This window comes from Acidovorax sp. ACV02, from assembly GCF_014851475.1.
Classification (GTDB): domain Bacteria; phylum Pseudomonadota; class Gammaproteobacteria; order Burkholderiales; family Burkholderiaceae_C; genus Acidovorax; species Acidovorax delafieldii.
Genome location: NZ_JACUZU010000006.1, coordinates 385533 through 408178, shown reverse-complemented (window position 1 = coordinate 408178; position 22646 = coordinate 385533). Strand labels below are relative to the sequence as shown.

Genomic DNA, 22646 nt, shown 5'->3' with positions numbered 1-22646 from the left:
CCGGGTGCTGGGATTTGCACGCTCAGCCAGGGTGACCGACGAACAGCGCTGCGATGCGGCTGCGCCAGCGTTCGGCATCTTCCCGCCGGTCAAACCCGCCCAGGTGCATGGGGCGCTCGCCACGCACTGTCAGGCGCAGCACATGGTAGGGGCCGTCTTCTGAGGTGCGTTCCACCACCTCTGGTGGTGCAAAGCGATCAAACGCAATGTGCACAGTGCGGCCCACCAGCGGCCAGCGCGAGGTGCGCCGCACCTGGCGCCTGGCTGGGTCGAAATGTAGCGTCAGCACCCGCCCCAGAGCAATCGCCAAAAACAGCGCACCCATGGCGCAGGCCGCCACCACACACGCGGCGGCCAACAGCAGGTGCAGCCACGGCGTCCGGGCCGTGGCGTGCATCACAAAGGGAACAGGAATCAGGAACATGCCCAGCGCAATGGTGCCCACAAAGAGGCGCATCGGCACCGAGATGTGCTCGGCGTAGTGCAGCCCGTCACCGGACTCGGAAAACCCGCTGGCCATTTTGATCCTTGGTCCTTCGCCTTCGTGCTGGGTGTTACGCCAGCTGGGGTGCAGCGGATGCCGCCCCGCGCGCGCGAAACGCGCTGAGTTTGGCACCAAAAGGCTCCAGCACCAGGCCTTCTTCGGGCAGGGTGCCTGCGGCATCTGAGGGGGGCGCCAGCGCAATGCCGCAGCCCTGGAGCAGCGCCACCATCTCCGCAGGGGCGATGGTGCCGTGTGCCAGCAAGGCGTCCACCGTGCGCCCCAGTGCCTCATGGTGCGTGGTCAGCAGCGCCTGGGCACGCTGGTATTGCTGCTGCATCAGCGCCTCGATGGCCTTGTTGCTCGGGCCGATGTCGGTGTTGACATGGTTGTCCATCTCCACGGTGACATCGGTGCGGGCCAGCCGCGCGCCAAAGCCATGGTGGCGGATGTAGCGCGCCGCCTCGGCCGTCACCTGCTTGAAGTCCTGCTCGGCCCCGGTGGTGCAGGCCATTTCGCCAAACACCAGTTCCTCCGCCACGCGGCCTGCCAGGCCTACGCACATCATGTCCAGCGCGTTCTGGCGCGTGGTGGCCTTGAGGCTGGAGAAGCTGTTGTACCCGCCCTCGAACGAGGCGATGTTGATCTTCACCTCTTGCGGAGCGTGGCCGAACAACACGCAGTAGGCCAACCCGTGGCCCGCCTCATGCACCGCCAGCAGGGCCCGAAAGTCTGCGTTGGCCCGCTGCTTGAGCCGGTTCAGCTCCAGCGTCACCGCAAACGCAGCCTGCACCCTGCCTGCAGGCCCCTGGCCCGATACCAGCAGGTGGCGCTTGTCGGGCGCCAGGTGAATGACGAACTCCTGCTCCAGCGAAAGCTGCTCTTGCACCACCCACAACGCGGCGTTGACCAGATTGGCGCTCAGGATCGCGTGCACTGAGGAGAACAATGGCCGCGTGCCCTGCGCAGGGAACACGGCGTTGGCATACAGCTCGCTCAGCACATCCTGCCCGATGGCAAACCGCACGCCACACTGCGCGGCAATATCGTCCACATAGCGGGTGCACAGGTTATGGATGAGGCGCTCATACGTCGCCTTGCTGAACGACGGGTAGACCACATGTTCATTGCCCAGCCGCGCGATCTGCTCGGGCTTGAAGCGCTCGCCCAACGCCTTCTTCACATCGATGAGCGAGAGCTTGCGCGTCAGGCGGTGAAAGATGTCGGCATCGGTGTCGCAGTCTTCCACGCGTTGTGCGGTCTCGTGGTACATCTCGTCGAGGTTGCCACATACAAACACCAGCAGCTTGCTGTAGTCGGTCTCCCACGCATGGCTGGACTGCTGAAAGCTGGCAAACAGCGCCTGCACCTTGGCGGGCGGCCACTGCATGATGGCGGACAGCGGCTCCTGCAGCTTCAGCATGCGCTTGAGTTCTTGCGCATCCCAGGCGTCCAGCTGAAAGCGGTAGGGTTTCTTGCCTGCGCGGTCGTCATCGCCATCTTCGGCGCGCTCAGCCTCGTAGTGCGCATCGGCCAGCTTGCGCTCGATGTTGGACAGCGCGCTCAACGCGGGTGGCAGGCGCCCGTCGGACAGCAGTGTCCACACGTCCTGGTAGCGCTCCACCTTCACGTCGGCGCCCTTGGTGTCTACCGTGCGAAAGCGCTGGAACTCGTCCAGCACCAGGATGCCCGGCATGCCTTCGTGAATGCCCGAGTCGCCCAGCATGCCCGAGATGGACGAGCTGCGGTAGCTCGCACCGTGGCTGAAGCCGTCCATCTGCACTTCCACAAACCGGTCGTAAAAGCCCAGCAGCTGGGCCAGCCGCCGCGTGAGCTGCGTCTTGCCCGTGCCGGTCAGGCCCCACAGGCAGACGATGACCGGCCGGGTGATGAGCTGCGGCAGCACGTACCAGGCGCGGATGGCATTGATCACGCGGTCGATCACATCGTCGATGCCGAACAGCTCGGCTTTCAGTTGCAACGCCGCGTGGGCCAAAGCCTGCTGGCGCTGGGCCAGCTCTGCGCTGCTGGCAACCGGTGTGAGGGGCGCGGTGGCCTGGGCACGCACAGGGTGCGCTGACTGCACCGGGGATGGATGCGCTGCCAGCGTTGGCGCACCGGCCAGCGCCGGATGCGGAGTGGGATGCCGCTGGTGTGGCGGCAGTGGGTTATTGAAGGGATTCATGTCAATCGTTCAAAAAGGGGTTCTGGATCGCCTTGCGCAGGGCGACGTTGTCCGCACGGCGCTGGGCCCCACGGGTTCGGATGTGCTTGCCTGCCGCGCTGGACAGGCTGCGTTGGGCCAGCGCTGCGGCCACAGGGTTTCGGGGCGGGCCCGATGCTTCGAGCTTCAGCACCAGGGGCTGCTTCATGCGACGCAGCTTCTTGATTTCACCCTGGGCGAAGGCCCGAGACAGTTTTTTGGCACTCATGGTGTGCACGTACTCCACAAACAAAAAACCCCGGCGATGGAGCCAGGGCTTGCGGAGCGCGTGAAAGAGTGCGCGGGTGCATTTGCCATGGCTGAACTGTGTGTGCACAGTCCAGCCGGGGCGGTGGACTGTGGTCAGACGGGTGCGGCGTAAAGGGCAGACATGTCGGGGACCTCCAGGGGTTCGTTCGGGCCGTGCGCCGAGGGTGGCGCTGAACAGGGGCTTGCGAAGAATGGGCACGATTTTGGCGGCGCTGGCGGGCTTTGGCAACGAAAAGCGCTGAAAACGCGGCGAAATGTCGTACCAAAAGCACAGATGCAGCGCAGGGGGCAGGGTGCTGCTATCGATAATGCGGGCCTATGTCCTCTTCTGATCCGCGTTTGCCTGCGTTGTCCCGCGTTCCTGCTCCAGCACCCGTATCTGCACCCGCCGCGCCGCCAGCGCCGCTGCGCATCACGTTCCCCGAGTCGTTGCCGGTGTCGGGCAAGCGCGACGAGATCATGGAGGCCATCAACAAGCACCAAGTGATCATCGTGTGCGGTGAAACGGGGTCGGGCAAGACCACCCAGCTGCCCAAGATTGCGCTGGCGCTGGGCCGTGGCAAGTGCAATGCCAAGCCGGGACAGAAAGGGCAGCTGATTGGCCACACCCAGCCACGCCGCATTGCGGCCAGCAGCGTGGCCAAGCGCATTGCCGAAGAGCTGAACACGCCGCTGGGCGACGTGGTGGGCTTCAAGGTGCGGTTCCAGGACCGTCTCTCGCGCGATGCGTCCGTCAAGCTCATGACCGACGGCATCTTGCTGGCCGAGACGCAGACCGACCCGCTGCTCAAGGCCTACGACACCATCATCATCGACGAGGCGCACGAGCGCAGCCTCAACATCGACTTTCTGCTGGGCTACATCCGCCAGATCCTGCCGCGCCGGCCGGACCTGAAGGTCATCGTCACTTCGGCCACGATTGATGCGGACCGGTTTGCCAAGCACTTTGAAAGCGCCAAGGGTCCGGCCCCGGTCATCATGGTGTCGGGCCGCACCTTTCCGGTGGAGCAGCGCTACCGCCCGTTTGAAGAGAGCCGCGACTACGGTCTGAACGAGGCCATTGCCGATGGCGTGGACGAGCTGTGGCAGGGGAATGCGGCGGGCGACATCCTGGTCTTTTTGCCCGGTGAACGCGAGATCCGCGAGGCTGCCGACCACCTGCGCAAGCACCTCTCGCACCAGCCCGTGATGCGCAATGCCGAGGTGCTGCCGCTGTTCGCGCGCCTCAGTCAGGCCGAGCAGGACCGCATCTTTGACGGCCACACCGGCCGCCGCATCGTGCTGGCGACCAACGTGGCCGAGACCTCGCTCACGGTGCCGGGTATCCGCTACGTGATCGACGCAGGCACAGCGCGCGTCAAGCGCTATTCATTCCGGAGCAAGGTGGAGCAACTGCTGGTGGAGCCCATCAGCCAGGCCGCGGCCAACCAGCGCGCGGGCCGCTGCGGGCGCGTGGCCAACGGCATCTGCATCCGCCTGTACGACGAGGCGGACTTCAACAGCCGCCCGCGCTTTACCGACCCCGAAATTTTGCGCAGCTCGCTCGCGGGCGTCATCCTGCGCATGAAGTCGCTGCACCTGGGCGATGTCACGCAGTTCCCGTTCATCGAGGCGCCTTCGGGCCGCGCGATTGCCGACGGCTACCAGCTGCTGGCCGAGCTGGGTGCGGTGGACGATGAGAACGAACTCACCCCCATGGGTGTGGAGCTGTCGCGCCTGCCGCTGGACCCGCGCGTGGGCCGCATGATCATCGAGGCGCGCGACCGCAAGGCGCTGGACGAGGTGCTCATCATCGCCAGCGCTCTGAGCGTGCAGGACGTGCGCGACCGCCCCATGGAGGCACAACAGCAGGCTGACCAGGCGCACGCCAAGTTCGACGACGACAAGAGCGAGTTCAGCGGGTATCTGAAGCTGTGGAAGTGGATCAACGAGGCCCGGGGCGGGGCGCCCAGCCTGCCGTCGGCCCGCGCCCAAAAGGCCATGGCCGCGCAGAAGGCGCCTTCGCAGGCGTACCTGCCGGTGGCGCAGCGCGGCGGCGGGGGCAGCCCAGCGGCAGCGCCTCCTGCACCTGCACCCGCAAGCGCCGCTGTGGCCCCAGCCGCCACCCACAAGCTCAGCAACCGCCAGTACGAGCAGCTGCTGCGCCAGAACTTCATCAGCATCCGCCGCCTGCGCGAGTGGCGCGACATCCACACCCAGCTGCTCACGGTGGTGACCGAGCACAAGTGGCAGATCAACACGCAACCCGCGAGCTACGAGCAGCTGCACCTGTCCATGCTGGCCGGGCTGCTGGGCAACGTAGGCTGCAAGAGTGACGAGGAAGACTGGTACCTGGGCGCGCGTGGCATCAAGTTCTACAAGCACCCTGGCGCGCACCTGAACAAAAAGCCCGGCCGCTGGATCATCGCGTCGGAACTGGTGGAGACCACGCGCCTGTTTGGCCGGGGCATCGCCGCCATCGAGCCGCAGTGGCTGGAGCAGATCGGCGGCCATTTGCTCAAAAAGCAGCTGCTGGATCCGCACTGGGAGAAGAAGTCCGCCGAGGTGGTGGCGCTGGAGCGCGCCACGCTCTACGGCATCGTGGTCTACAACAACCGCCGCGTGAACTTTGGCAAGGTGGACCCGCACGCTGCGCGCGAGGTGTTCATCCGCGAAGCCCTGGTGGGCGGTAACTGGGAGACGCGCCTGCCCTTCCTGGCTGCCAACCAGAAGATGATCGCCAAGGTGGAAGAGCTGGAGCACAAGTCCCGCCGCCAGGACGTGCTGGTGGACGACGAACTCATCTACGCCTTCTACGACCAGCAACTGCCGCCCGAGGTGTGCAGCGGCCATAGCTTTGAAGCCTGGTATCGCGAGGAGTCCCGCAAACGCCAGGTTGCCTCCCCGTCTGCGCGGCCCGATCTGCTCAAGCTCACCCGCGAAGAGCTGATGCGCCACGAGGCGGCGGGTATCACCACCAACGCCTTTCCCAAGACGGTGCGCCTGGGCGGCGTGGACTGCGCTGCCAGCTACCTGCACGAGCCCGGCGATGCGCGTGACGGCATCACCGTGACCATCCCGCTCTTTGTGCTTAACCAGGTGAGCGACGAGCGCTGCGAGTGGCTGGTGCCCGGCATGCTCAAAGACAAGATCCAAGCCCTGCTCAAAAGCCTGCCCCAGCGCCCGCGCAGCCGCTTTGTGCCGCTGCCCGACAGCGCCACGCGCCTGGCCGAGCTGCTGGGCGCACCCGAGCGCTTTGGCACGGGCAGCCTGACCGAGGTGCTGCTCAAGCAGGTGCGCGACGAAACCTCGCTCGACGTGAAGCGCGCCGACTTCAAGCTCGACATGCTCAGCCCCCATTTGTTCATGAACTTCCGCGTGGTGGACGAGCACGGCCGCCAGCTGGGGCATGGCCGCAACCTGGGCGCACTCAAGGCTGAGTGGGGTGCCAAGGCGCGGGGCGCGTTCCAGGCGCTGGCGGGGCTCAAATTGGGCAGTACAGCCGCCGATGCAGCGGATTTGAAGCAAAAAGCGCCGCAAGCGATAGAGAATCATACCCAGGGCGCTATCAAATCAGGAGTTAACGGGCCAGGCCCAGCGGCCAAGCCAGGCAGCACGACGCTTTCCGCACCCGCTGCACCATCGACCCCTGCAGGCCAGCGCTACACCACCTGGACATTCGGCGAGCTGCCCGAACTCATGGAGATCAGGAAGGCCGGCCAGACGCTGATCGGCTTTCCGGCCCTCATCGATGGCGGCGACGCCGTGACCATCGAAGTCTTCGACGAACCCGAGGTGGCCGCCGCCAAGCACCGCGCGGGCCTGCGCCGCCTGTTTGCGCTGCAGATCAAGGACGCTCTCAAGTACCTCGAAAAGAACATCCCCGACCTGCAGAAGATGGCGGTGGCCTATATGCCGCTCGGCACGCAGGAAGAGCTGCGCACCCAGATCATCGACGTGGCGCTGGATCGCGCCTTCTTGCTCGACCCGCTGCCCACCGACGAATACGCCTTCAAGCGCCGCGTGGAAGAAGGCCGGGGCCGCCTCACGCTGATCGCCAACGAGGTCGCGCGCCTGGCCGCCACCATCCTCACCGAATACGCGGCCGCCGCCCGCAAGATCAAAGATACGAAGAACGCGCCCGACGCTACAGCGGACGCCCTGCAGCAGCTACAACGCCTGGTGCCCAAGAACTTCATCGCTGTGGCCCCCTGGGCGCAACTGGCGCACTACGCCCGCTACCTCAAGGCCATCACCCTGCGCCTGGACAAATACCGCGCCGACCCCGCCCGCGACGCCGCCAAGCTGGCCGAGCTTCGCCCGCAAGAGCAGCGCTACTGGCGTCTGGTCGCCGAGCGCAAGGGCGCAGTGGATGCCCGCATGCAAGAGCTGCGCTGGCTGCTGGAGGAACTGCGCGTGAGCTTCTTTGCGCAGGAGCTGCGCACGCCCCAGCCGGTCAGCGTGAAGCGGCTGGACAAGCTGTGGGCGCAGATTCAGAGCTGAGATGGAGAAAAGAAGCCTTCGTCTCGGCCCGGGGTGGGAGAACGTTGGCTCAGTGAACCGATCACGACCGGCGCCTGCTTAAGGAGTGTGTGTGCTGCTACGGGGCGAGCGGCTGCAAGGTAGTGCCAGTTGTCTGCGGTAACCCCACCGCCGCACTTCGGCATCTTGGCGGCTGGTAGTTGCCGCCCTCGGCGTGCGGCATTGAGGCGCTGGTATCGCAGTTTTGTTCAAGACGCAGGCTGAACCAGAAGTTCAGGCCAGCCACAACGTCAACCGTCTTCCTTGCGTGGCTTCTGCCGTCCATACTGCGCTCCATTGACTCTGTTTGGGGGCATGCAATGAACCGACTGAAGACAGGCATTGTGGTGGGCGTGCTGACGATACTGACGGCTTCGGCCGGGGCACAGACCACCTATCCGAACAAGCCCATTCGGCTGATCGTTCCGATCATCGCTGGTGGTCCGAGCGATGCCGCGGCGCGTGCGCTGGCCAAGGGTTTGAGTGCGGGGCTCGGCCAGCAGGTACTGGTGGAGAACCGCCCTGGAGGCAACACCGGGATCGGCGCGGGTGCGGTTCTGGGGGCTGCTCCGGACGGCTACACCTTGCTCTTTGCCCTGGCCTCCAACGCGGGCCTGCCGCACTTGAGCAAGGCGGCACCCTACAAGTCCCTCATGGAGTTCTCGCCGATATCGACCCTCGGTGGCAACACGCAATGCCTGGTTGTGCCCGGCAGCTTGCCAGCCAAGACGCTGACCGAGTTTGCGGCCTACGCAAAAGCCAGCGCGCAACCGCTGATGCGTGGATCTAACAACGTCTCGGAGGACATGGTGGCGGGCCAGATCACTGGCGCGCTGGGCTTCAAGCTGGAGCGTGTGCCTTACAAGGGCGCTCCGCAGATGATGCCGGACCTGCTGGAGGGGCGCGTGCAGGCGGCCGTTTTGCCGCTGGGGGCGAGCATGCCCCATGTCCGGTCAGGACGTCTGACGATGCTCGGCTGCAGCATGGCCGAACGCATCGCCTCGCTGCCGGCGGTACCTACATTGGCCGAGTCCGGGGTCTCGGCGGGCCCGCTGATCACGGCGCACTTCCTGCTGGGACCTCCCAAACTGTCTTCGGAAATCGTTGAACGCCTGTCCGCTGCTGTGCGCCAAGCCGTTCAGACGAGCGACTTCAGGCAGGAAATGGAGCAGCTGATGATTTTTGGATCTGCACGCGCGCCGTCCGAGACCCGCGAACTGATGTTGCAAGCGGAGGCCCAATATGTTCAGTACGTCCGGGAGACTGGCGCCAGCATCGATTGATTGCGTGAAGGTGTTCAGCGATGGGTCAGCCAGCTCGATGCGCGCCGACTGCTGCCATGGTGCCATGCGGGCCTGCTGTCAACGCTCGACTGTCCCAGGGCCGTTGTGTGTTGCGCCAGATCGGCGCAGCGGGCCGCAACAAAATCTGCAAAGACACGCAAGCGCAAGGTTCTGCGCAGTTCGGGGCGGAAATAGAGGGCCAGCGGCGGTGGGTCCAGCACTTCCCAGTCCAGCAGCACCGGCACCAGCAACCCACGGGTTGGATCAACGTGCCCTGAGACATGTGCAATCCGCATCACCCCTGCGCCCCCCAAAGCCAGTTCAAGCAGGTGGTCACGATGGTTCGAATGCAGCCAACCCCGCACAACCACCTGCTCGACAACGTGGCCCTGTTTGCCAGTCTGGCCATATCGCCAAAGGTCCAGCAGCTTGCCGTAGGGGTTGCGGTAGCAGAGGCAATTGTGGTCGGCCAAGTCACTCGGGTGACGCGGCATGCCGTAGCGCTTCCAGTATGCGGAAGTGGCTGCCGTGACCTGGGGCATTACCGGCAACTCTCTTCGAACCCAGTCGCCGGCCTCGAACCATCCATGCAGTGCAAGGAGATCGCATTCGCGCGCGGCGGCTTCTTCCAGATGGACGACGGTGCGCAGGTCGATCGTCAGGTCTGGATGGTTGGCATGAAAGGCCGGCAGTGCCGGCACCACAAAGTGCTGCAGGAAGAAAGGCGTACCGCCGATCACCAGCGTGCCCTGCGGGCGCTGCCGGGCCTGACGCAGCCCGTCATCGGCAGCCTGCAATTGCGCCAGCAACGGCGCGCAGGCCTCGGCGTACTGCACACCGTCGGCGGTCAGCGCGAGCCCGCGACTCCCACGCTGGAACAGCTTGGTGCCGAGCTGTGCTTCGAGCGCTCCCACCAGCTTGGCCACGGCTTGCAAACTCACATTCTGCTGGCGCGCAGCAGCCGACAGGCTGCCGGCCTGCGTGGCGGCGAGGAAATACTGAATGGCTTTGAGCTTGTCCATTCCGAAGGAGTGTGCCGCGACCATGCAGACATTGGCAACTGCCGAGCAGCGCGCCGCTGCGCACCAGCTGTTGGAGCTGATTGGAGGTAGCTGGGCGACACATGCGATCGGCGTGGCGGCCAGATTGGGTCTGGCGGACCATGTGGCCTCGGGCGTGACGCAGGTGGTCAATCTGGCCCAGGTCTGTGACTGCGATGCAGACGCATTGCATCGGTTGTTGCGCGGCCTCGCCGCGCTGGGCGTGCTGGGTCTTGACGGCCACGGGCAGTGCAGACTGACCACAACCGGCGATCTGCTGCGCCGCGATGCCGCACTGGGACTGAGTTCGCATGCGCAGTGGTGGTCGCAGCAAGCCTGGGGAGTCTGGTCGGACCTGATGGGCAGCGTGCGCACGGCGACGGATTTTCACAGCCTGCTGTTAGCCGCCGGCTTCTCGGTTCGGCACGTGCTTCTGGCGGGGGCTCGTTTTCAGTGATCGAGGCCCGTATCCTGCCCGCTGGAGAGGTCAAGACGATCACCGGATAGTGCCGCGGCGGGCATGATCATTGGGGCCTGGGGTCACTTTGGTGACGCGGGCGCGGGGCATCCCCATTGCCCGAGCAGGGCGGGGCATCTAGGCTGGAGGGCACAAGGAGTCTGTCTGCCCAATGCGCCCTCACTACAAGTTCTGGCCCCGCCGCCTTCCACACGCCATCACGCTGCCTGCCACCTCGCTGTGGGACAACCTGGCCACCAATGCACGCCGCTACCCTGACAAGGCGGCGCTGGTGTTTTTCGGCACCACGGTCAGCTACCGGCAACTGATGGAAGGCGCGGAGCGCCTGGCTGCGCGGCTGGCGCAACTGGGGGTGCAGCGTGGTGACCGGGTGGTGCTGTGCATGCAGAACTGCCCGCAGCTGGTGATGGCGCATTTCGCCATCCTGCGGGCCAATGCGGTGGTGGTGCCGGTCAATCCGATGAACCGGGCCGAAGAGCTCAAGCACTACATCACCGATCCCGACACGAAGGTGGCGATCACCACCGGTGATCTGGCCCCGGAGATGGCCAAGGCCAGCAATGCGTTGGCCCCTGGCGAGCGGCTGGCGCATCTGGTGGTCACGCAGTTCTCGGATGCGTTTGACGTGGCCGTGACCGGCATGGATGCGCCGCCCGAGGCGTGGATGGACTGGCTGGGCACGCGCCACCCCTTGCCGGCACTGGAGGGTGGGCAAGCCCACGCCTGGGCAGATGCCCTGGCTTGTACTGATGCGCCCCCCGCTTTGTTGGTAGGCCCGGCCGACCTGGCGCTGTTGCCCTACACCAGTGGCACCACGGGGCTGCCCAAAGGTTGCATGCACCTGCACAAAAGCATCATGCACAACACGGTGGCCGCCAGCCTGTGGGGCAATGGGTCTGCCGACAATGTGACGCTGGCGGTGGTCCCCATGTTCCATATCACCGGCATGGTGAGCGTGATGCACACGTCGATTTACTGCGGCGCCACACTTGTCATCATGCCTCGCTGGGACCGCGACCTGGCCGGGCGCCTGATATCGCGCTACCAGGTCACCACCTGGACCAACATTCCCACCATGGTCATCGACCTGCTGGGCAGCCCGAACTTTGCCAGTTATGACCTCTCCAGCCTGGCCTATATCGGTGGCGGGGGGGCTGCCATGCCGCAGGCCGTGGCGCAGCGCCTTCTGGAGCAATATGGCCTGCGGTATGCCGAGGGCTATGGCCTGACCGAAACGGCGGCGCCGTCGCACGCTAACCCGCCGGACCACCCCAAGCAGCAGTGCCTGGGCATTCCGTTCATGAGCACCGATGCGCGGGTGATCGACCCCGACACGCTGCAGGAGCTGCCCGTGGGCGAGCAGGGCGAGATCATCATCCATGGCCCCGAGGTGTTCGAGGGCTACTGGAAGCGGCCCGATGCCACGGCGTCAGCCTTCATCGAGTTCGAGGGCAAACGGTTCTTCCGCTCGGGCGACCTGGGGCGCATGGACGAGGACGGTTACTTCTTCCTGACCGACCGGCTCAAACGCATGATCAATGCCAGCGGCTTCAAGGTGTGGCCGGCCGAGGTCGAGGCGTTGATGTTCCGCCACCCTGCGATCCAGGAGGCCTGCATCATCGCGGCCAAGGACAGCTACCGGGGCGAGACAGTCAAGGCGGTGGTGGTGCTGCGCGCTACCCACAAGGACACGACCGAGCAGCAGATCATCGACTGGTGCCGCGAGAACATGGCCGTCTACAAAATGCCGCGCATCGTGCAGTTTGTGCCGGCGTTGCCTAAGAGCGGCAGCGGCAAGGTGATGTGGCGCGCGCTGCAGGAGCAGGAAGCGCAGTGACGGGTCGGCACCCGCCAGTTTGACAAACGCGCCAAGAAGAAAAGAGATAAAGAGAGGCCGCTGCGGCGGCGGTGACGAGCCCTGCGGCGGCCGTCAGTGCGCCGCGCCCGCCATGGTCAGTTCGCCCAGGTCCCGCTCCAGCAGAGCGGGGTCGCCCAGTTGCAGCTCGATCAGACGGCGCAGGTGGGTGACGCTGTCCAGGTCAATGCCCTTGCACAGCAGCCCGGTGTGCAGGCCTTGCACGTGGGCCACCTCGGTGGACATGGCGATGTGGTTGCCCGTGTCGGCCAGGGGGATGGTCAGTTGGCACAACGTGCCTTGCCCCAGCGTGGCCTGCGCTGGCACCATGATCAACGCGCCCTTGAGCGACAAATCCAGCACATGCACGCTGAATGCGTCGGTGGCCGTGGTCAGCAGGGCCGGTGCATCAAAACCAACGCGGACGAAGTGGCGGCGTTCATGGGGCATCGCTGTCTCCTGGGCGGGGCGGGGTGTGGCACATGCTACCCCAACCGGCACACGGTAGTTAATTTTTGGAGGTTTTTGCAAGCATTCGTTAACATGGTTTCTCCATCACCTGGGGGGTCCGGTGTGAAACCTGGCGTGAACTGGCTGGTGCGGCGCTGTGCCGCGTGGCTCAAAGGCATTGTGTGGGCGGCCGTATTGACGGCTGGCGCCAGCATTGCTGCGGCGCCCCGCGAGCTGCGTGTGGGCGTGTACTCGAACGAACCCAAGGTGTTTGTGGATGCCGACGGCAAGGCCGCAGGCATTTTTGTGGATCTGCTGCAATTGGTGGCTGCGCGCGAGCAGTGGACCATCAAATATGTGCCCTGCAGCTGGCAGGACTGCCTGGATGCGCTGCGCGAGGGCCGGCTCGACCTGATGCCCGATGTGGCTCGCTCGCCCGAGCGCGAGATCCTGTACGACTTTCACCGCCTGCCAGTGCTGCACAGCTGGTCGCAGATCTACCGGACATCAGGCGCGCCCATCTACTCGTTGTTTGACCTGCAGGGCAAGCGGGTCGCGGTGCTCAAGGGCTCCGTGCAGCGGTCCACATTCCTGAATATGGTGGACAGCTTTGGCATCCAGGTGACTTTGGTGGATGCGCCCAGCCTGATAGATGCGTTTGCCATGGTGCAGCGGGGGGAGGCCGATGCGGTCATCTCCAACCATCTGTTCGGCAATTTCCATTCGGCCCGCTATGGCGTGGTGGACACGGGCATTGTGTTCCAGCCCGCTACGCTGTTCTTTGCGACCGGCCCCGGCCGCAATGCAGATGTGTTGGCGGCCATTGACCGATCCGTCGAGAACTGGCGCAGTGGCGCCGACCCGGCCTATGCCCAGGTAATGCGCCACTGGGGCGGGCAAGACCCTGGCGTAAAGATTTCCCCCTGGGTGTGGCGGGGGCTTGCGGGCTTGGTGGCGTTCAGCTTGCTGGCTGCGTTGATGGTTGCGATCTTGCGTCGCCAGGTCCAAGAGCGTACGCGCCACTTGCGGGACAGCGAGCAAAAGCTCGCCACCATTTTGGACAGTGTTGGCGCGTTCATCTACATCAAGGGCAAGGACTACCGTTACCAGTACGCCAACCACCACACGCTGCATTACTTTGGCAGGCCGGCGCACGAGGTATTGGGCCATGACGATGCGGCGTTTTTCGACTCAGCCACGGCGCAAAGGCTGCGAGCCAATGACCGCCGGGTGCTGGAGGACGGCGAGACGCTGGAGGCGGAGGAGGTGAACACGCCCGCCGCCACGGGCGAGACACGCGCGTTTTTGTCGATCAAGATTCCGCTGCGCCACGCGGATGGCAGCATTTATGCGCTGTGTGGCATCTCGACCGACATCACCGAGCGCAGCAAGGCCGAAGAATCGCTGCAGATTGCTGCCACGGTGTTCGAGTCGTTCGAGGGCATGATCGTGACAGGGCCCGACCAGAGGATCCTCAAAGCCAACCAGGCCTACGCGCGGCTGACCGGCTACACGGTGGACGAGCTGGTGGGCCAGACGCCGCGCCTGCTGCACTCGGGCCGCCAGGACGCGTCTTTTTACGCGGCCATGAAGAACACCTTGCACTCCAGCGGCATGTGGCAGGGCGAGGTATGGAACCGGCGCAAGGACGGCACCGAATATCCGGCCTGGATCACCATCACCACCGTGCGTTCGCCGCGCGGCGACATCACCCATTACGTGGGTACGCAGACGGACATCTCCAGCCGCAAGGCTGCCGAAGAAGAAATTCGCCTGCTGGCCTTCTACGACCCGCTCACGGGCCTGCCCAACCGTCGGTTGATGAATGACCGCCTGCAACACAGCCTGGCCGCCAGCGCACGCTCAGGCGCGGGCGGTGCGTTGCTGTTTGTGGATCTGGACAACTTCAAGGACCTGAACGACACCCAGGGCCACGAGCTGGGCGACCAGCTGTTGCGCCAGGTCGCCGCGCGTCTGGGGGGCTGCGTGCGCATGGGCGACACCGTCGCGCGCTTGGGTGGAGACGAATTTGTGGTGCTGCTGGAGGGGCTCAGCCCGCAGGCGCACGAAGCGGCCGCCCAGGCCGAAACAGTGGGGCGCACGGTGCTGCAGGCTCTCAGCCAGAGCTACCAGCTCGACGGCCATTCACACCACAGTTCTTGCAGCATAGGCATTGCGCTGTATGCCGATGCACGCGGCTCGGTGGACGAATTGCTCAAGCACGGCGACATGGCGATGTACCAGGCCAAGGGCGCTGGCCGCAACACCTTGCGGTTCTTTGACCCGCGCACCCAGGCCAATGTGACCGCGCGCACGCTGCTGGAGGCGGGCTTGCGCGACGGGCTGCGCGAGGGGCAATTCTTGCTGCACTATCAGGCACAGATTCACCAGCAGCGAGGCATTGTGGGCGCCGAGGCGTTGGTGCGCTGGCAGCATCCGCGGCGCGGGCTGGTGTCGCCCGCCGAGTTCATTCCAGTGGCCGAAGCCTCGGGCCTCATCGTGCCGCTGGGTGTGTGGATTCTGCGCACGGCCTGCCTGCAACTGGTGGAGTGGGCACGCGACCCGCAGACTGCCCACTGGACCTTGGCCGTGAACGTGAGCGCACGGCAGTTCCGCCACAGCCACTTTGTGGACGAAGTGCTGGGCGTGCTGGAAGAAACCGGCGCCAATCCGCACCGGCTGAAGCTGGAGTTGACCGAGACCCTGCTGCTGGACGATGTGGAGGACACCATCCTGCGCATGGACACCCTGCGTGCGTCGGGCCTGGGCTTCTCGCTGGACGACTTTGGCACGGGTTATTCGAGCCTGAGCTACCTCAAGCGCTTGCCGCTGGACCAGCTCAAGATCGACCAAAGCTTTGTGCGTGACCTGCTGACAGACGCCAATGACGCCAGCATTGCCCGCACCATCGTGACCCTGGCCCAGAGCCTGGACCTGGGGGTGATTGCCGAGGGGGTCGAAACCCAGGAGCAACGCGACATGCTGGCTGGGCTGGGCTGCCACACCTGGCAGGGCTACCTGTTCGGGCGCCCCGGGCCGGCGGACGCACTGCTGCAGGCGGCTGCCAGTGCAACGGCGTCGTGATGCCGGTGGACGTATATCGGGCTTAGGCGTCGGCAGCCAAGGCCTTGCGGTACCTCATCTCGCGCCAACAACTGTCGCCATTGGCTGACATTTTGTAGCGTCTGAAAGGTGTAAGGTACAGGAAGCCTTGTGACTCACACGGGGCCGCCCTCCCTGTGCACGCACTGTTTGTGTGCACGGCGTGGCAGTCAGCAGGAGCTTTCCATGAAAAACACCATGTTTCCCACGATCCGTCTTCTTGTTTCGGGTGCGGCTGCGGCCGCGCTTCTCGGCCTGGCGGGCGGCGCGCATGCGCAGGCCTACGTCAATGCCACCGTGGGGGGCGAACTGGCACCCGGCGTGTATGGCCGCATCAACATTGGCAATGCACCGCCGCCACCGCTGATTTACGCAGAGCCTGTCATCATCCAGCGCCCTGCTGTGGTGGTGCCGCGTGCGCCCATTTATCTGTATGTGCCGCCCGGCCATGCCAAGAACTGGGGCAAACACTGCGCTCGCTACAACGCCTGCAGCCAGCCGGTGTACTTTGTGCAGGAGCCGCCCCCACGCCGTGGCAACCCGTACCAGGGTCCGCGCGGGCGCGATGACCATCGCTGGGATGACGACCGTGGACGCGGCGGCAAACACGACCGTGACCATGATCGCGGGCATGGCAAGGGTGAAGGCCGTGGCAAGGGCCATGGCAACCGGGACTGAGCGGCTTGCGACCACGGGGGCTGGCCGGTTGCGTGGATCCGGATGCGGCCCCCACACTGCACCCACCCTGTTTGCGCCATCGCAGAACCTGTGGTGGCGGCTGCGGTTAAGCTCGGGCCTCTATGGCCCAAGTCTCCTTTTCTCCCCCTTTCACTACACCGGCTGACGTCGCCAGCCAGCTGCAAAGCAGCGGCTTTGCCGTGCTCAGCCCTGAGGCCGTTGCCGAATGGGTAGGCGCTGACCTGTCGGCGCTGCTGGCCCTCAACAGCGACTGGGCAGCCTTGCCGCCCGATGAATTCCTGAAGGACGGTGGCCGCTACCGCCGCCGTCGCCACGCCTGCTTTGTGCTGCAGGAGGGCCGGATGGAGCAGGTGCCGCACCGTGCCCACTGGCAGCCCGTGGAGTACAACGCGCTGCACGGCGGCATGGAGCGCTGGTTTGCCCCCATGGAGCCCGCCACCGTGGCGCAGCCCGTGTGGCAGCAATTGCTGGCCGCGCTGGCGGGCGTGTCGGACGCCGTGTTTGCCGGGCCGCAGGCACCGGTGCCCTGGTTTGTAGAGGCGCACCAGTTCCGCATCGACACCACCGACGGCATCGGCCGCCCCACACCCGAAGGTGCCCACCGCGACGGGGTGGATCTGGTTGCGGTTTTTTTGGTGGGGCGCGAGGGCGTCAAGGGTGGTGAGACGCGGGTGTTCGAGGCCAACGGCCCAGCCGGGCAGCGCTTTACGCTGACCCAGCCGTGGTCTCTGCTGCTGCTCGACGACGCGCGCATGATCCACGAGTCCACGCCCATCCAGCCGCTCACGGACGGAGGCTACCGCGACACCCTGGTGGTGACCTGCCGCCGTGGAAACTTCCAGGGCGCGGACGTGGTGGGGCTGGCGCCGTCCGGGGCCTGAACACTGCGGCAGAAGTGCATCCGATTTGATGCGAATCAAGATGCGGGGTATGGTGGCGGTTCACACTGTCGCCCATGGTCAGGCCACAAGCCTGGTCCCACCCCTCATTCAAGGAGTAGCACCATGTTCAAACACATTCTGGTTCCTGTCGACGGTTCCAAGACCTCGATGCTGGCCGTGTCCAAGGCCGCAGGCCTGGCCAAGACCTTTGGCAGCGCCGTCACGGCGGTGTACGTGATCGACCCCTATCCCTTCACCGGCGTTGGCGCCGACTTTGCTTACGGCCAGGCGCAATACATCAGCGCCGCCACAGCCGAGGCCAATGCCGCGCTGGACGCCACCAAGAAGGCCATGGCCGATGCGGGTGTGCAGGTCACCACCGTGGTGGGCGAGGGGCATGCGGTGCACGACGGCATCCTGCGCGCGCTGGAGAGCACAGGCGCCGACCTCATCGTGATGGGCTCGCATGGCCGCCGTGGCCTGGAAAAGCTGGTGCTGGGCAGCGTTACGCAGCGTGTGCTGGGTGTGGTGCACATCCCCGTGTTGGTGGTGCGGGACTGATTGTTTTTGCCCCATGCAAAACGGCTCCTTTCGGAGCCGTTTTTTATTGCAGCAAGCGCCTCAGGGGGTCACTCAATCTTTGCGCCGGAGGCTTCCACAATGCCCTTCCACTTGGCGTAGTCGGTCTTGAGCAGGGTGTTGAACTGAGCGGTCGACATGGCCTCGGGCTCGGCGCCCTGGGCGTGGATGGCGGCCTTCATTTCCGGGGTGGCCAGCAGTTTGTTGATTTCTGCGTTGACGACGTTCACCACGGTGGCCGGCGTACCTGCGGGCGCAAACACGCCGTACCAGGTGCTCACATCAAAGTCCTTGAAGCCCGACTCGGACACGGTGGGTACTTCGGGCATGGACGAGCTGCGCTTGGCCGATGTCACGGCCAGCGGGCGCAGCTTGCCCGACTTGATCTGGGCCATGGCCGATGGCACCGAGGACATGAGCAGGTCCACGTTGCCCGACAGCGCGTCCATCAGCGCAGGGTTGGAGCCCTTGTACGGGATGTGGCTGAGCTTGATACCCGCAGCCTTTTCGAACAGGTCGCCTGCCAGATGGATCGAGGTGCCGTTGCCGGGCGACCCGTAGGTGATGGTGCCGGGCGCTGCCTTGGCAGCAGCCACCACGTCGGCCAGCGTCTTGAACTTGGAGTTCGCGCTGGTGGCAATGACCACAGGCGTGTAGGCCACATGGGCCACGGCGGTCAGGTCCTTGGTGGGGTCCCAGGGCAGGTTTTTGTACAGCCAGGGGCCGATCACCAGGTTGTCTTTCTGGCCCATGACCAGGTCATAGCCCGTGGGCGCAGCCTTGACGGCCTCGCCAATGCCGATGGTGCCGCCTGCGCCGGCGCGGTTGTCGGCCACCACGGTCCACTTGGCGCTTTCGGTGAGCTTGGTGGCCACCAGGCGCGACAGGATGTCGGTGCCGCCGCCGGGCGGGAAGGGCACGATCAGGCGGATGGGCTTGGCGGGGTATGCCGCAGCGGGCGCAGGCGCCTGGGCGTGGGCCGTGGTGCCCAGCGCGAAGGCGAGGGCGGTGAAGGAAAGCAGGGTGCGCATCATGGTGAGAGGTGTCTCCATCGGTTCAGTGGTGTGCGGGCCGCCGCCAGGCCGCTGGGTGCGGCTGCGGTTGCCCGGCTGATCTGGGGCAGCGGGCGCCAATGATCGCTGATCGACTGTGGCGCTCGCGTTGCCAATAGCAGGTGGCAGCATCGCAGGTGGCGATGGCAGTGTGCGCACCCGCGTGCAGGTCAGAGGCGCTCAAAAATCGCCGCAATGCCCTGGCCGCCGCCAATGCACATCGTCACCAGCGCATAGCGGCCCTGAATGCGTTGCAGCTCATGGATGGCCTTGACGGTGATGAGCGCACCGGTGGCGCCGATGGGGTGACCCAGCGAGATGCCCGAGCCGTTGGGGTTGACCTTGGCCGGGTCCAGGCCCAGATCCTTGGTCACGGCGCAGGCCTGGGCGGCAAAAGCCTCGTTGGCTTCGATCACATCCAGATCGGCCACGGTGAGCCCGGCCTTCTTCAGCGCCAGCTGCGTGGCGGGCACGGGGCCGATGCCCATGTACTTGGGGTCTACGCCCGCGTGGGCGTAGGCCACCAGGCGGGCCAGGGGCTTGGCGCCACGGGCCTTGGCGGCACCGGCTTCCATCAGCACTACGGCGGCGGCGGCGTCGTTGATGCCGGAGGCGTTGCCAGCGGTGACCGTGCCGTTTTCCTTGATGAAAACGGGCTTGAGCTTGGCCAGGTCGTCCATCGTGGCGCCGGGGCGGAAGTGCTCGTCGGTGGCGTACAACACGTCGCCCTTCTTGCTCTTCAGGGTGACGGGCACGATCTGGTCCTTGAACACACCGGCCTGCGTGGCGCGCTCGGCGCGGTTGTGGCTCTCGACCGCCAGCTTGTCCTGATCTTCGCGGCTGATGCCCCACTTGGCGGCGATGTTTTCGGCCGTCACACCCATGTGGATGTTGTGGAAGGGGTCGTGCAGCGCGCCGATCATCATGTCCACCATCTTGGTGTCGCCCATGCGGGCGCCCCAGCGCATGTTCAGGCTGGCAAAGGGCACGCGGCTCATGTTCTCGGCACCGGCGCCGATGGCCACGTCGGTGTCCCCCAGCAGGATGGACTGGCTGGCGTTCACGATGGCCTGCAGGCCCGACCCGCACAGGCGGTTGACGTTGTAGGCGGGCGTGCCTTCGCCGCAGCCGCCGTGGATGGCTGCCACGCGTGACAGGTACATGTCCTTGGGCTCTGTGTTGACCACATGGCCGAACACTACGTGGCCCACGTCCTTGCCTTCCACGTTGGCGCGGGCAAGCGATTCGCGCACGACGAGTGCGCCCAGTTCGGTGGGGGGCACGTCCTTGAGGCTGCCACCAAAGGTGCCAATGGCGGTGCGCACTGCGCTGACGACGACGACTTCACGGGTCATGGGGAGGTCCTTTCAGAGAAATTCAGGTCAAAATGGCTGCAAGCGCTAGTGAATCATGCAGTTGCAGCTATCAAAATAGGAGTAATCGGGCTCACGCCTCGCGCACATCGGCCACCGGGTTGGTGCCGAAGTCTGCGCGCTCCAGCCAGGCGAGCACGCGGGTGGCGGCGTCGGAAGGCGATGTGAGCTGGCCACCCGTCTTGAGGTTGGCGAAATTCTGGCGGTCCGGGAAGGCAGCCGGGTCGGCGCCGCGCAGCTGGACCTGCATGTCGGTGTCGATCACACCGGGCGCCAGTGAGCATACCTTGGCCCCATGGGGCTTGATGGCCTCGTCCAGCGCCACGCAGCGGGTGAAATGGTCCATGCCCGCCTTGGCGGCGCAGTACGCGGCCTGCGAGGCCATGGCCCGGCGGCCGAGGCCCGAGGAGATGTTGAGCACCTTGCGTGGCACGGTCCAGGTGTCCGTCGCGCCCAGGAAAGCAGCGGTGAGCTGCATGGGCGCCTCCAGCCCCACGCGCAGGGCGGTGGCCAGGTCTTCCGCGTCGCTGGCCGACAGCGGGGCGATGCGCGGGATCATGCCCGCGTTGTTGATGAGGGTAGCGCTGGCAAACGCCTGCGGGCCCTGGGCCTGCAGCCAGGCTTGCAGCTTGTGGGCCGCCTGCTCGCCCTGCGATAGGTCTTGCTGCCACTGTTCGATGGCGACGCCTGCGGCCCGGGCCTCGGCGGTCAGGTCATCGTTGGCGCTGCGGGCGATGCAGATCAGGGTATTGCCGCTGCGCAAGAGCTGCTGGGCCATGGCAAGGCCCATGCCGCGCGATGCGCCGGTGAGGATGTAGAGGTGGTTTTGAGGCATCCCGCCATGTTACTGCGCAGTACACAGGGCCGGGTGTCTTCACTGGCCTCTGCGTGACTCCAAAGCGGACAGCAGCAGGGCCAGCCGCGCATCCAGCGCGGCCAGATCGGCCGCCTTGAGGTCGGAAAGGATGCGGTGTTCGTTGGCCACATGGGCTTCCACGGCGCGGTCGATCAGCTCCAGCCCCTGGGGCGTGAGCTGCACGAGCGAGCTGCGGGCATCGGCCGGGTTGGGCAGGCGCTCGATCCAGCCCTGGGCTTCGAGCTTGGCCATGCGGTGCGTCATGGTGCCCGACGTGACCATGAGCGTGGAGAACAGCGTGGTCGGCGCCAGGCAGTAGGGCGCGCCACTGCGGCGCAGCGTGGCCAGCATGTCGAACTCCCAGCGGCTCAGGCCGAATTCGGCAAAGGTTTCATCCAGCCGCCGCTCCAGCAGCGCGGCGCAGCGCTTGATGCGCCCGATGGGGCCCATGGGGCTCGCGTCCAGGTCGGGGCGCTCGCACTTCCACTGGGCCAGGATGGCGTCGACGGCGTCGGGTTGGCGTGGGGTGGCCATGGGCTTGTGGTGGTTGATTTGTCTTAAATTCGAGATTGTATGGTAGAGTTTTTGTCTTGATTTGAAGATAAATATATGGCTGCTTCACGTGCTTCTGCAAGTTCCTCAACCTGGCTGGATGCGATCACCACAGCGCTCGGACCGGTCATCTGGGGCTCGACCTACATCGTCACCACCGAGCTGCTGCCGCCCGACCGGCCCTTCACCGCCGCACTGCTGCGCACCTTGCCCGCGGGCTTGCTGCTGGTGCTGTGGTGCCGCCGCTGGCCGGCCTGGGGCGACTGGGTGGGGTGGCGGCGCCTGATGGTGCTGGCGGCGCTGAACATTGGCGTGTTCCAGGCGCTGCTGTTTGTGGCGGCCTACCGGTTGCCCGGTGGCGTGGCTGCGGTGGTGGGCGCCGTGGGCCCGCTGGTGGTGATGGGCCTGACCTGGGCGCTGGACCACCGGCGCCCGCCCGCACTGGCGCTGGCGGCCGGGGCGCTGGGTGTGCTGGGCATGGCGGCGCTGCTGCTGTCACCCGGTGCGCGCTGGGACATGGTGGGCGTGGCTGCCGCGCTGGTGGGCACGCTGTGCATGGCAGCGGGCACGTTCTGGTCGCGGCGCTGGCGGTCTGACTTGCCGGTGCTGGCGTTTACTGGCTGGCAGTTGTTGGCAGGCGGCGTGATGCTGGCGCCGGTGGCCTGGGCGGTGGACCCGCCTTTGCCCGCACTCACCCCCACCCACATCGCGGGTTATCTGTACCTCAGCCTGGCGGGCGCGCTGGTGGCCTATGCGCTGTGGTTCCGTGGCATTGCGCGCCTGCCGTCGGTGGCGGTGTCGTCGCTGGGGCTGCTGAGCCCGGTGACGGCGGTGCTGCTGGGCTGGGCGCTGCTGGGGCAGGCCATGACAGGGGTATCGCTGGTGGGCATGCTGGTGGTGCTGGCGAGCATCCTGGCCGTGCAGTGGGCCATGTCGCGCGCCGTGCCGCCGGGCGGGCGCTGATCAGCAACTACTGTTTGCTATTGAATGGA

Annotated in this window: 18 protein-coding genes; 9 read left to right on the top strand and 9 right to left on the bottom strand. The window is 65.6% G+C overall.

Annotated elements, in window-relative coordinates; genetic code table 11:
* Window positions 1-22: 22 nt before the first annotated feature.
* The 3 genes from IB236_RS16655 to IB236_RS16645 are packed head-to-tail and all read right to left on the bottom strand — an operon-like array spanning window position 23 to window position 2913.
* The gene (locus IB236_RS16655) at window positions 23-520 is read right to left on the bottom strand and encodes a hypothetical protein (RefSeq protein ID WP_146871077.1); all 498 of its coding nucleotides are present in this window, start codon (window positions 518-520) and stop codon (window positions 23-25) included.
* Window positions 521-554: 34 nt separating this feature from the next.
* Window positions 555-2666 carry an AAA family ATPase gene (locus IB236_RS16650; protein ID WP_225581199.1) on the bottom strand — a complete coding sequence of 704 codons (2112 nt, stop codon included), beginning with the start codon at window positions 2664-2666 and terminating at the stop codon, window positions 555-557.
* Between the two features lies 1 nt (window position 2667).
* Window positions 2668-2913 carry a hypothetical protein gene (locus IB236_RS16645; RefSeq protein ID WP_015014345.1) on the bottom strand — a complete coding sequence of 82 codons (246 nt, stop codon included), beginning with the start codon at window positions 2911-2913 and terminating at the stop codon, window positions 2668-2670.
* A 359-nt stretch (window positions 2914-3272) separates the two neighbouring features.
* Between IB236_RS16645 and hrpA the strand changes: the two genes are divergently transcribed.
* Both hrpA and IB236_RS16635 read left to right on the top strand, forming a co-directional pair.
* Complete coding sequence (gene hrpA, locus IB236_RS16640) at window positions 3273-7436, top strand: ATP-dependent RNA helicase HrpA (protein WP_225581198.1); 4164 nt, start codon at window positions 3273-3275, stop codon at window positions 7434-7436.
* Between the two features lie 338 nt (window positions 7437-7774).
* Window positions 7775-8737, top strand: coding sequence for a tripartite tricarboxylate transporter substrate binding protein (locus tag IB236_RS16635; protein ID WP_121943088.1), 963 nt, complete (start codon window positions 7775-7777; stop codon window positions 8735-8737).
* Between the two features lie 14 nt (window positions 8738-8751).
* On the opposite strand, the gene IB236_RS16630 is transcribed toward IB236_RS16635, so the two are convergent.
* Complete coding sequence (locus IB236_RS16630) at window positions 8752-9759, bottom strand: LysR family transcriptional regulator (protein ID WP_192421497.1); 1008 nt, start codon at window positions 9757-9759, stop codon at window positions 8752-8754.
* Between IB236_RS16630 and IB236_RS16625 the strand changes: the two genes are divergently transcribed.
* A complete protein-coding gene (locus IB236_RS16625; RefSeq protein ID WP_225581197.1) occupies window positions 9740-10234 on the top strand; it encodes a hypothetical protein in 495 nt (164 codons plus the stop codon). The genes IB236_RS16630 and IB236_RS16625 overlap by 20 nt on opposite strands.
* 172 nt (window positions 10235-10406) lie before the next feature.
* Window positions 10407-12092 (top strand): long-chain fatty acid--CoA ligase, encoded by a 1686-nt coding sequence (locus tag IB236_RS16620; RefSeq protein ID WP_192421495.1) that lies wholly within the window; start codon window positions 10407-10409, stop codon window positions 12090-12092.
* Between the two features lie 93 nt (window positions 12093-12185).
* Here the strand turns inward: IB236_RS16620 and IB236_RS16615 are convergent, their stop codons facing one another.
* Complete coding sequence (locus tag IB236_RS16615) at window positions 12186-12560, bottom strand: PilZ domain-containing protein (protein WP_056067655.1); 375 nt, start codon at window positions 12558-12560, stop codon at window positions 12186-12188.
* A gap of 123 nt (window positions 12561-12683) precedes the next feature.
* On the opposite strand from IB236_RS16615, the gene IB236_RS24520 reads away from it, so the two are divergent.
* The 4 genes from IB236_RS24520 (at window position 12684) to IB236_RS16595 (ending at window position 17803) form a co-directional block, all read left to right on the top strand.
* Window positions 12684-15644 carry an EAL domain-containing protein gene (locus IB236_RS24520; protein ID WP_370539926.1) on the top strand — a complete coding sequence of 987 codons (2961 nt, stop codon included), beginning with the start codon at window positions 12684-12686 and terminating at the stop codon, window positions 15642-15644.
* A 204-nt stretch (window positions 15645-15848) separates the two neighbouring features.
* Window positions 15849-16340, top strand: coding sequence for a hypothetical protein (locus IB236_RS16605; RefSeq protein ID WP_056067657.1), 492 nt, complete (start codon window positions 15849-15851; stop codon window positions 16338-16340).
* A 122-nt stretch (window positions 16341-16462) separates the two neighbouring features.
* Window positions 16463-17242: a 2OG-Fe dioxygenase family protein gene (locus tag IB236_RS16600; RefSeq protein ID WP_146871073.1), complete on the top strand. Its 780-nt coding sequence runs from the start codon at window positions 16463-16465 to the stop codon at window positions 17240-17242.
* A 123-nt stretch (window positions 17243-17365) separates the two neighbouring features.
* Window positions 17366-17803 carry a universal stress protein gene (locus IB236_RS16595; protein WP_099730067.1) on the top strand — a complete coding sequence of 146 codons (438 nt, stop codon included), beginning with the start codon at window positions 17366-17368 and terminating at the stop codon, window positions 17801-17803.
* Between the two features lie 68 nt (window positions 17804-17871).
* On the opposite strand, the gene IB236_RS16590 is transcribed toward IB236_RS16595, so the two are convergent.
* The 4 genes from IB236_RS16590 to IB236_RS16575 all read right to left on the bottom strand — a co-directional run bounded on the left by IB236_RS16590 (window position 17872) and on the right by IB236_RS16575 (window position 21636).
* Window positions 17872-18855: a tripartite tricarboxylate transporter substrate binding protein gene (locus tag IB236_RS16590; protein WP_146871072.1), complete on the bottom strand. Its 984-nt coding sequence runs from the start codon at window positions 18853-18855 to the stop codon at window positions 17872-17874.
* 188 nt (window positions 18856-19043) lie between these two features.
* Window positions 19044-20228: a beta-ketothiolase BktB gene (gene bktB, locus IB236_RS16585; protein ID WP_056746178.1), complete on the bottom strand. Its 1185-nt coding sequence runs from the start codon at window positions 20226-20228 to the stop codon at window positions 19044-19046.
* A gap of 91 nt (window positions 20229-20319) precedes the next feature.
* Window positions 20320-21081 (bottom strand): SDR family NAD(P)-dependent oxidoreductase, encoded by a 762-nt coding sequence (locus tag IB236_RS16580; protein ID WP_121943079.1) that lies wholly within the window; start codon window positions 21079-21081, stop codon window positions 20320-20322.
* Between the two features lie 39 nt (window positions 21082-21120).
* Window positions 21121-21636, bottom strand: a complete 516-nt coding sequence (locus IB236_RS16575; protein WP_192421493.1) for a MarR family winged helix-turn-helix transcriptional regulator — start codon at window positions 21634-21636, stop codon at window positions 21121-21123.
* Window positions 21637-21711: 75 nt separating this feature from the next.
* On the opposite strand from IB236_RS16575, the gene IB236_RS16570 reads away from it, so the two are divergent.
* Window positions 21712-22617 (top strand): EamA family transporter, encoded by a 906-nt coding sequence (locus tag IB236_RS16570; RefSeq protein ID WP_192421492.1) that lies wholly within the window; start codon window positions 21712-21714, stop codon window positions 22615-22617.
* Window positions 22618-22646: the final 29 nt, after the last annotated feature.

What these genes read in the sequence shown, in the direction of transcription:
- IB236_RS16655 (WP_146871077.1), bottom strand. Translation starts at nt 520, where the DNA reads ATGGCCAGCGGGTTTTCCGAGTCCGGTGACGGGCTGCACTACGCCGAG.
- IB236_RS16650 (WP_225581199.1), bottom strand. Translation starts at nt 2,666, where the DNA reads ATGAATCCCTTCAATAACCCACTGCCGCCACACCAGCGGCATCCCACT.
- IB236_RS16645 (WP_015014345.1), bottom strand. Translation starts at nt 2,913, where the DNA reads ATGAGTGCCAAAAAACTGTCTCGGGCCTTCGCCCAGGGTGAAATCAAG.
- hrpA (WP_225581198.1), top strand. Translation starts at nt 3,273, where the DNA reads ATGTCCTCTTCTGATCCGCGTTTGCCTGCGTTGTCCCGCGTTCCTGCT.
- IB236_RS16635 (WP_121943088.1), top strand. Translation starts at nt 7,775, where the DNA reads ATGAACCGACTGAAGACAGGCATTGTGGTGGGCGTGCTGACGATACTG.
- IB236_RS16625 (WP_225581197.1), top strand. Translation starts at nt 9,740, where the DNA reads ATGGCTTTGAGCTTGTCCATTCCGAAGGAGTGTGCCGCGACCATGCAG.
- IB236_RS16630 (WP_192421497.1), bottom strand. Translation starts at nt 9,759, where the DNA reads ATGGACAAGCTCAAAGCCATTCAGTATTTCCTCGCCGCCACGCAGGCC.
- IB236_RS16620 (WP_192421495.1), top strand. Translation starts at nt 10,407, where the DNA reads ATGCGCCCTCACTACAAGTTCTGGCCCCGCCGCCTTCCACACGCCATC.
- IB236_RS16615 (WP_056067655.1), bottom strand. Translation starts at nt 12,560, where the DNA reads ATGCCCCATGAACGCCGCCACTTCGTCCGCGTTGGTTTTGATGCACCG.
- IB236_RS16605 (WP_056067657.1), top strand. Translation starts at nt 15,849, where the DNA reads ATGAAAAACACCATGTTTCCCACGATCCGTCTTCTTGTTTCGGGTGCG.
- IB236_RS16600 (WP_146871073.1), top strand. Translation starts at nt 16,463, where the DNA reads ATGGCCCAAGTCTCCTTTTCTCCCCCTTTCACTACACCGGCTGACGTC.
- IB236_RS16595 (WP_099730067.1), top strand. Translation starts at nt 17,366, where the DNA reads ATGTTCAAACACATTCTGGTTCCTGTCGACGGTTCCAAGACCTCGATG.
- IB236_RS16590 (WP_146871072.1), bottom strand. Translation starts at nt 18,855, where the DNA reads ATGATGCGCACCCTGCTTTCCTTCACCGCCCTCGCCTTCGCGCTGGGC.
- bktB (WP_056746178.1), bottom strand. Translation starts at nt 20,228, where the DNA reads ATGACCCGTGAAGTCGTCGTCGTCAGCGCAGTGCGCACCGCCATTGGC.
- IB236_RS16580 (WP_121943079.1), bottom strand. Translation starts at nt 21,081, where the DNA reads ATGCCTCAAAACCACCTCTACATCCTCACCGGCGCATCGCGCGGCATG.
- IB236_RS16575 (WP_192421493.1), bottom strand. Translation starts at nt 21,636, where the DNA reads ATGGCCACCCCACGCCAACCCGACGCCGTCGACGCCATCCTGGCCCAG.
- IB236_RS16570 (WP_192421492.1), top strand. Translation starts at nt 21,712, where the DNA reads ATGGCTGCTTCACGTGCTTCTGCAAGTTCCTCAACCTGGCTGGATGCG.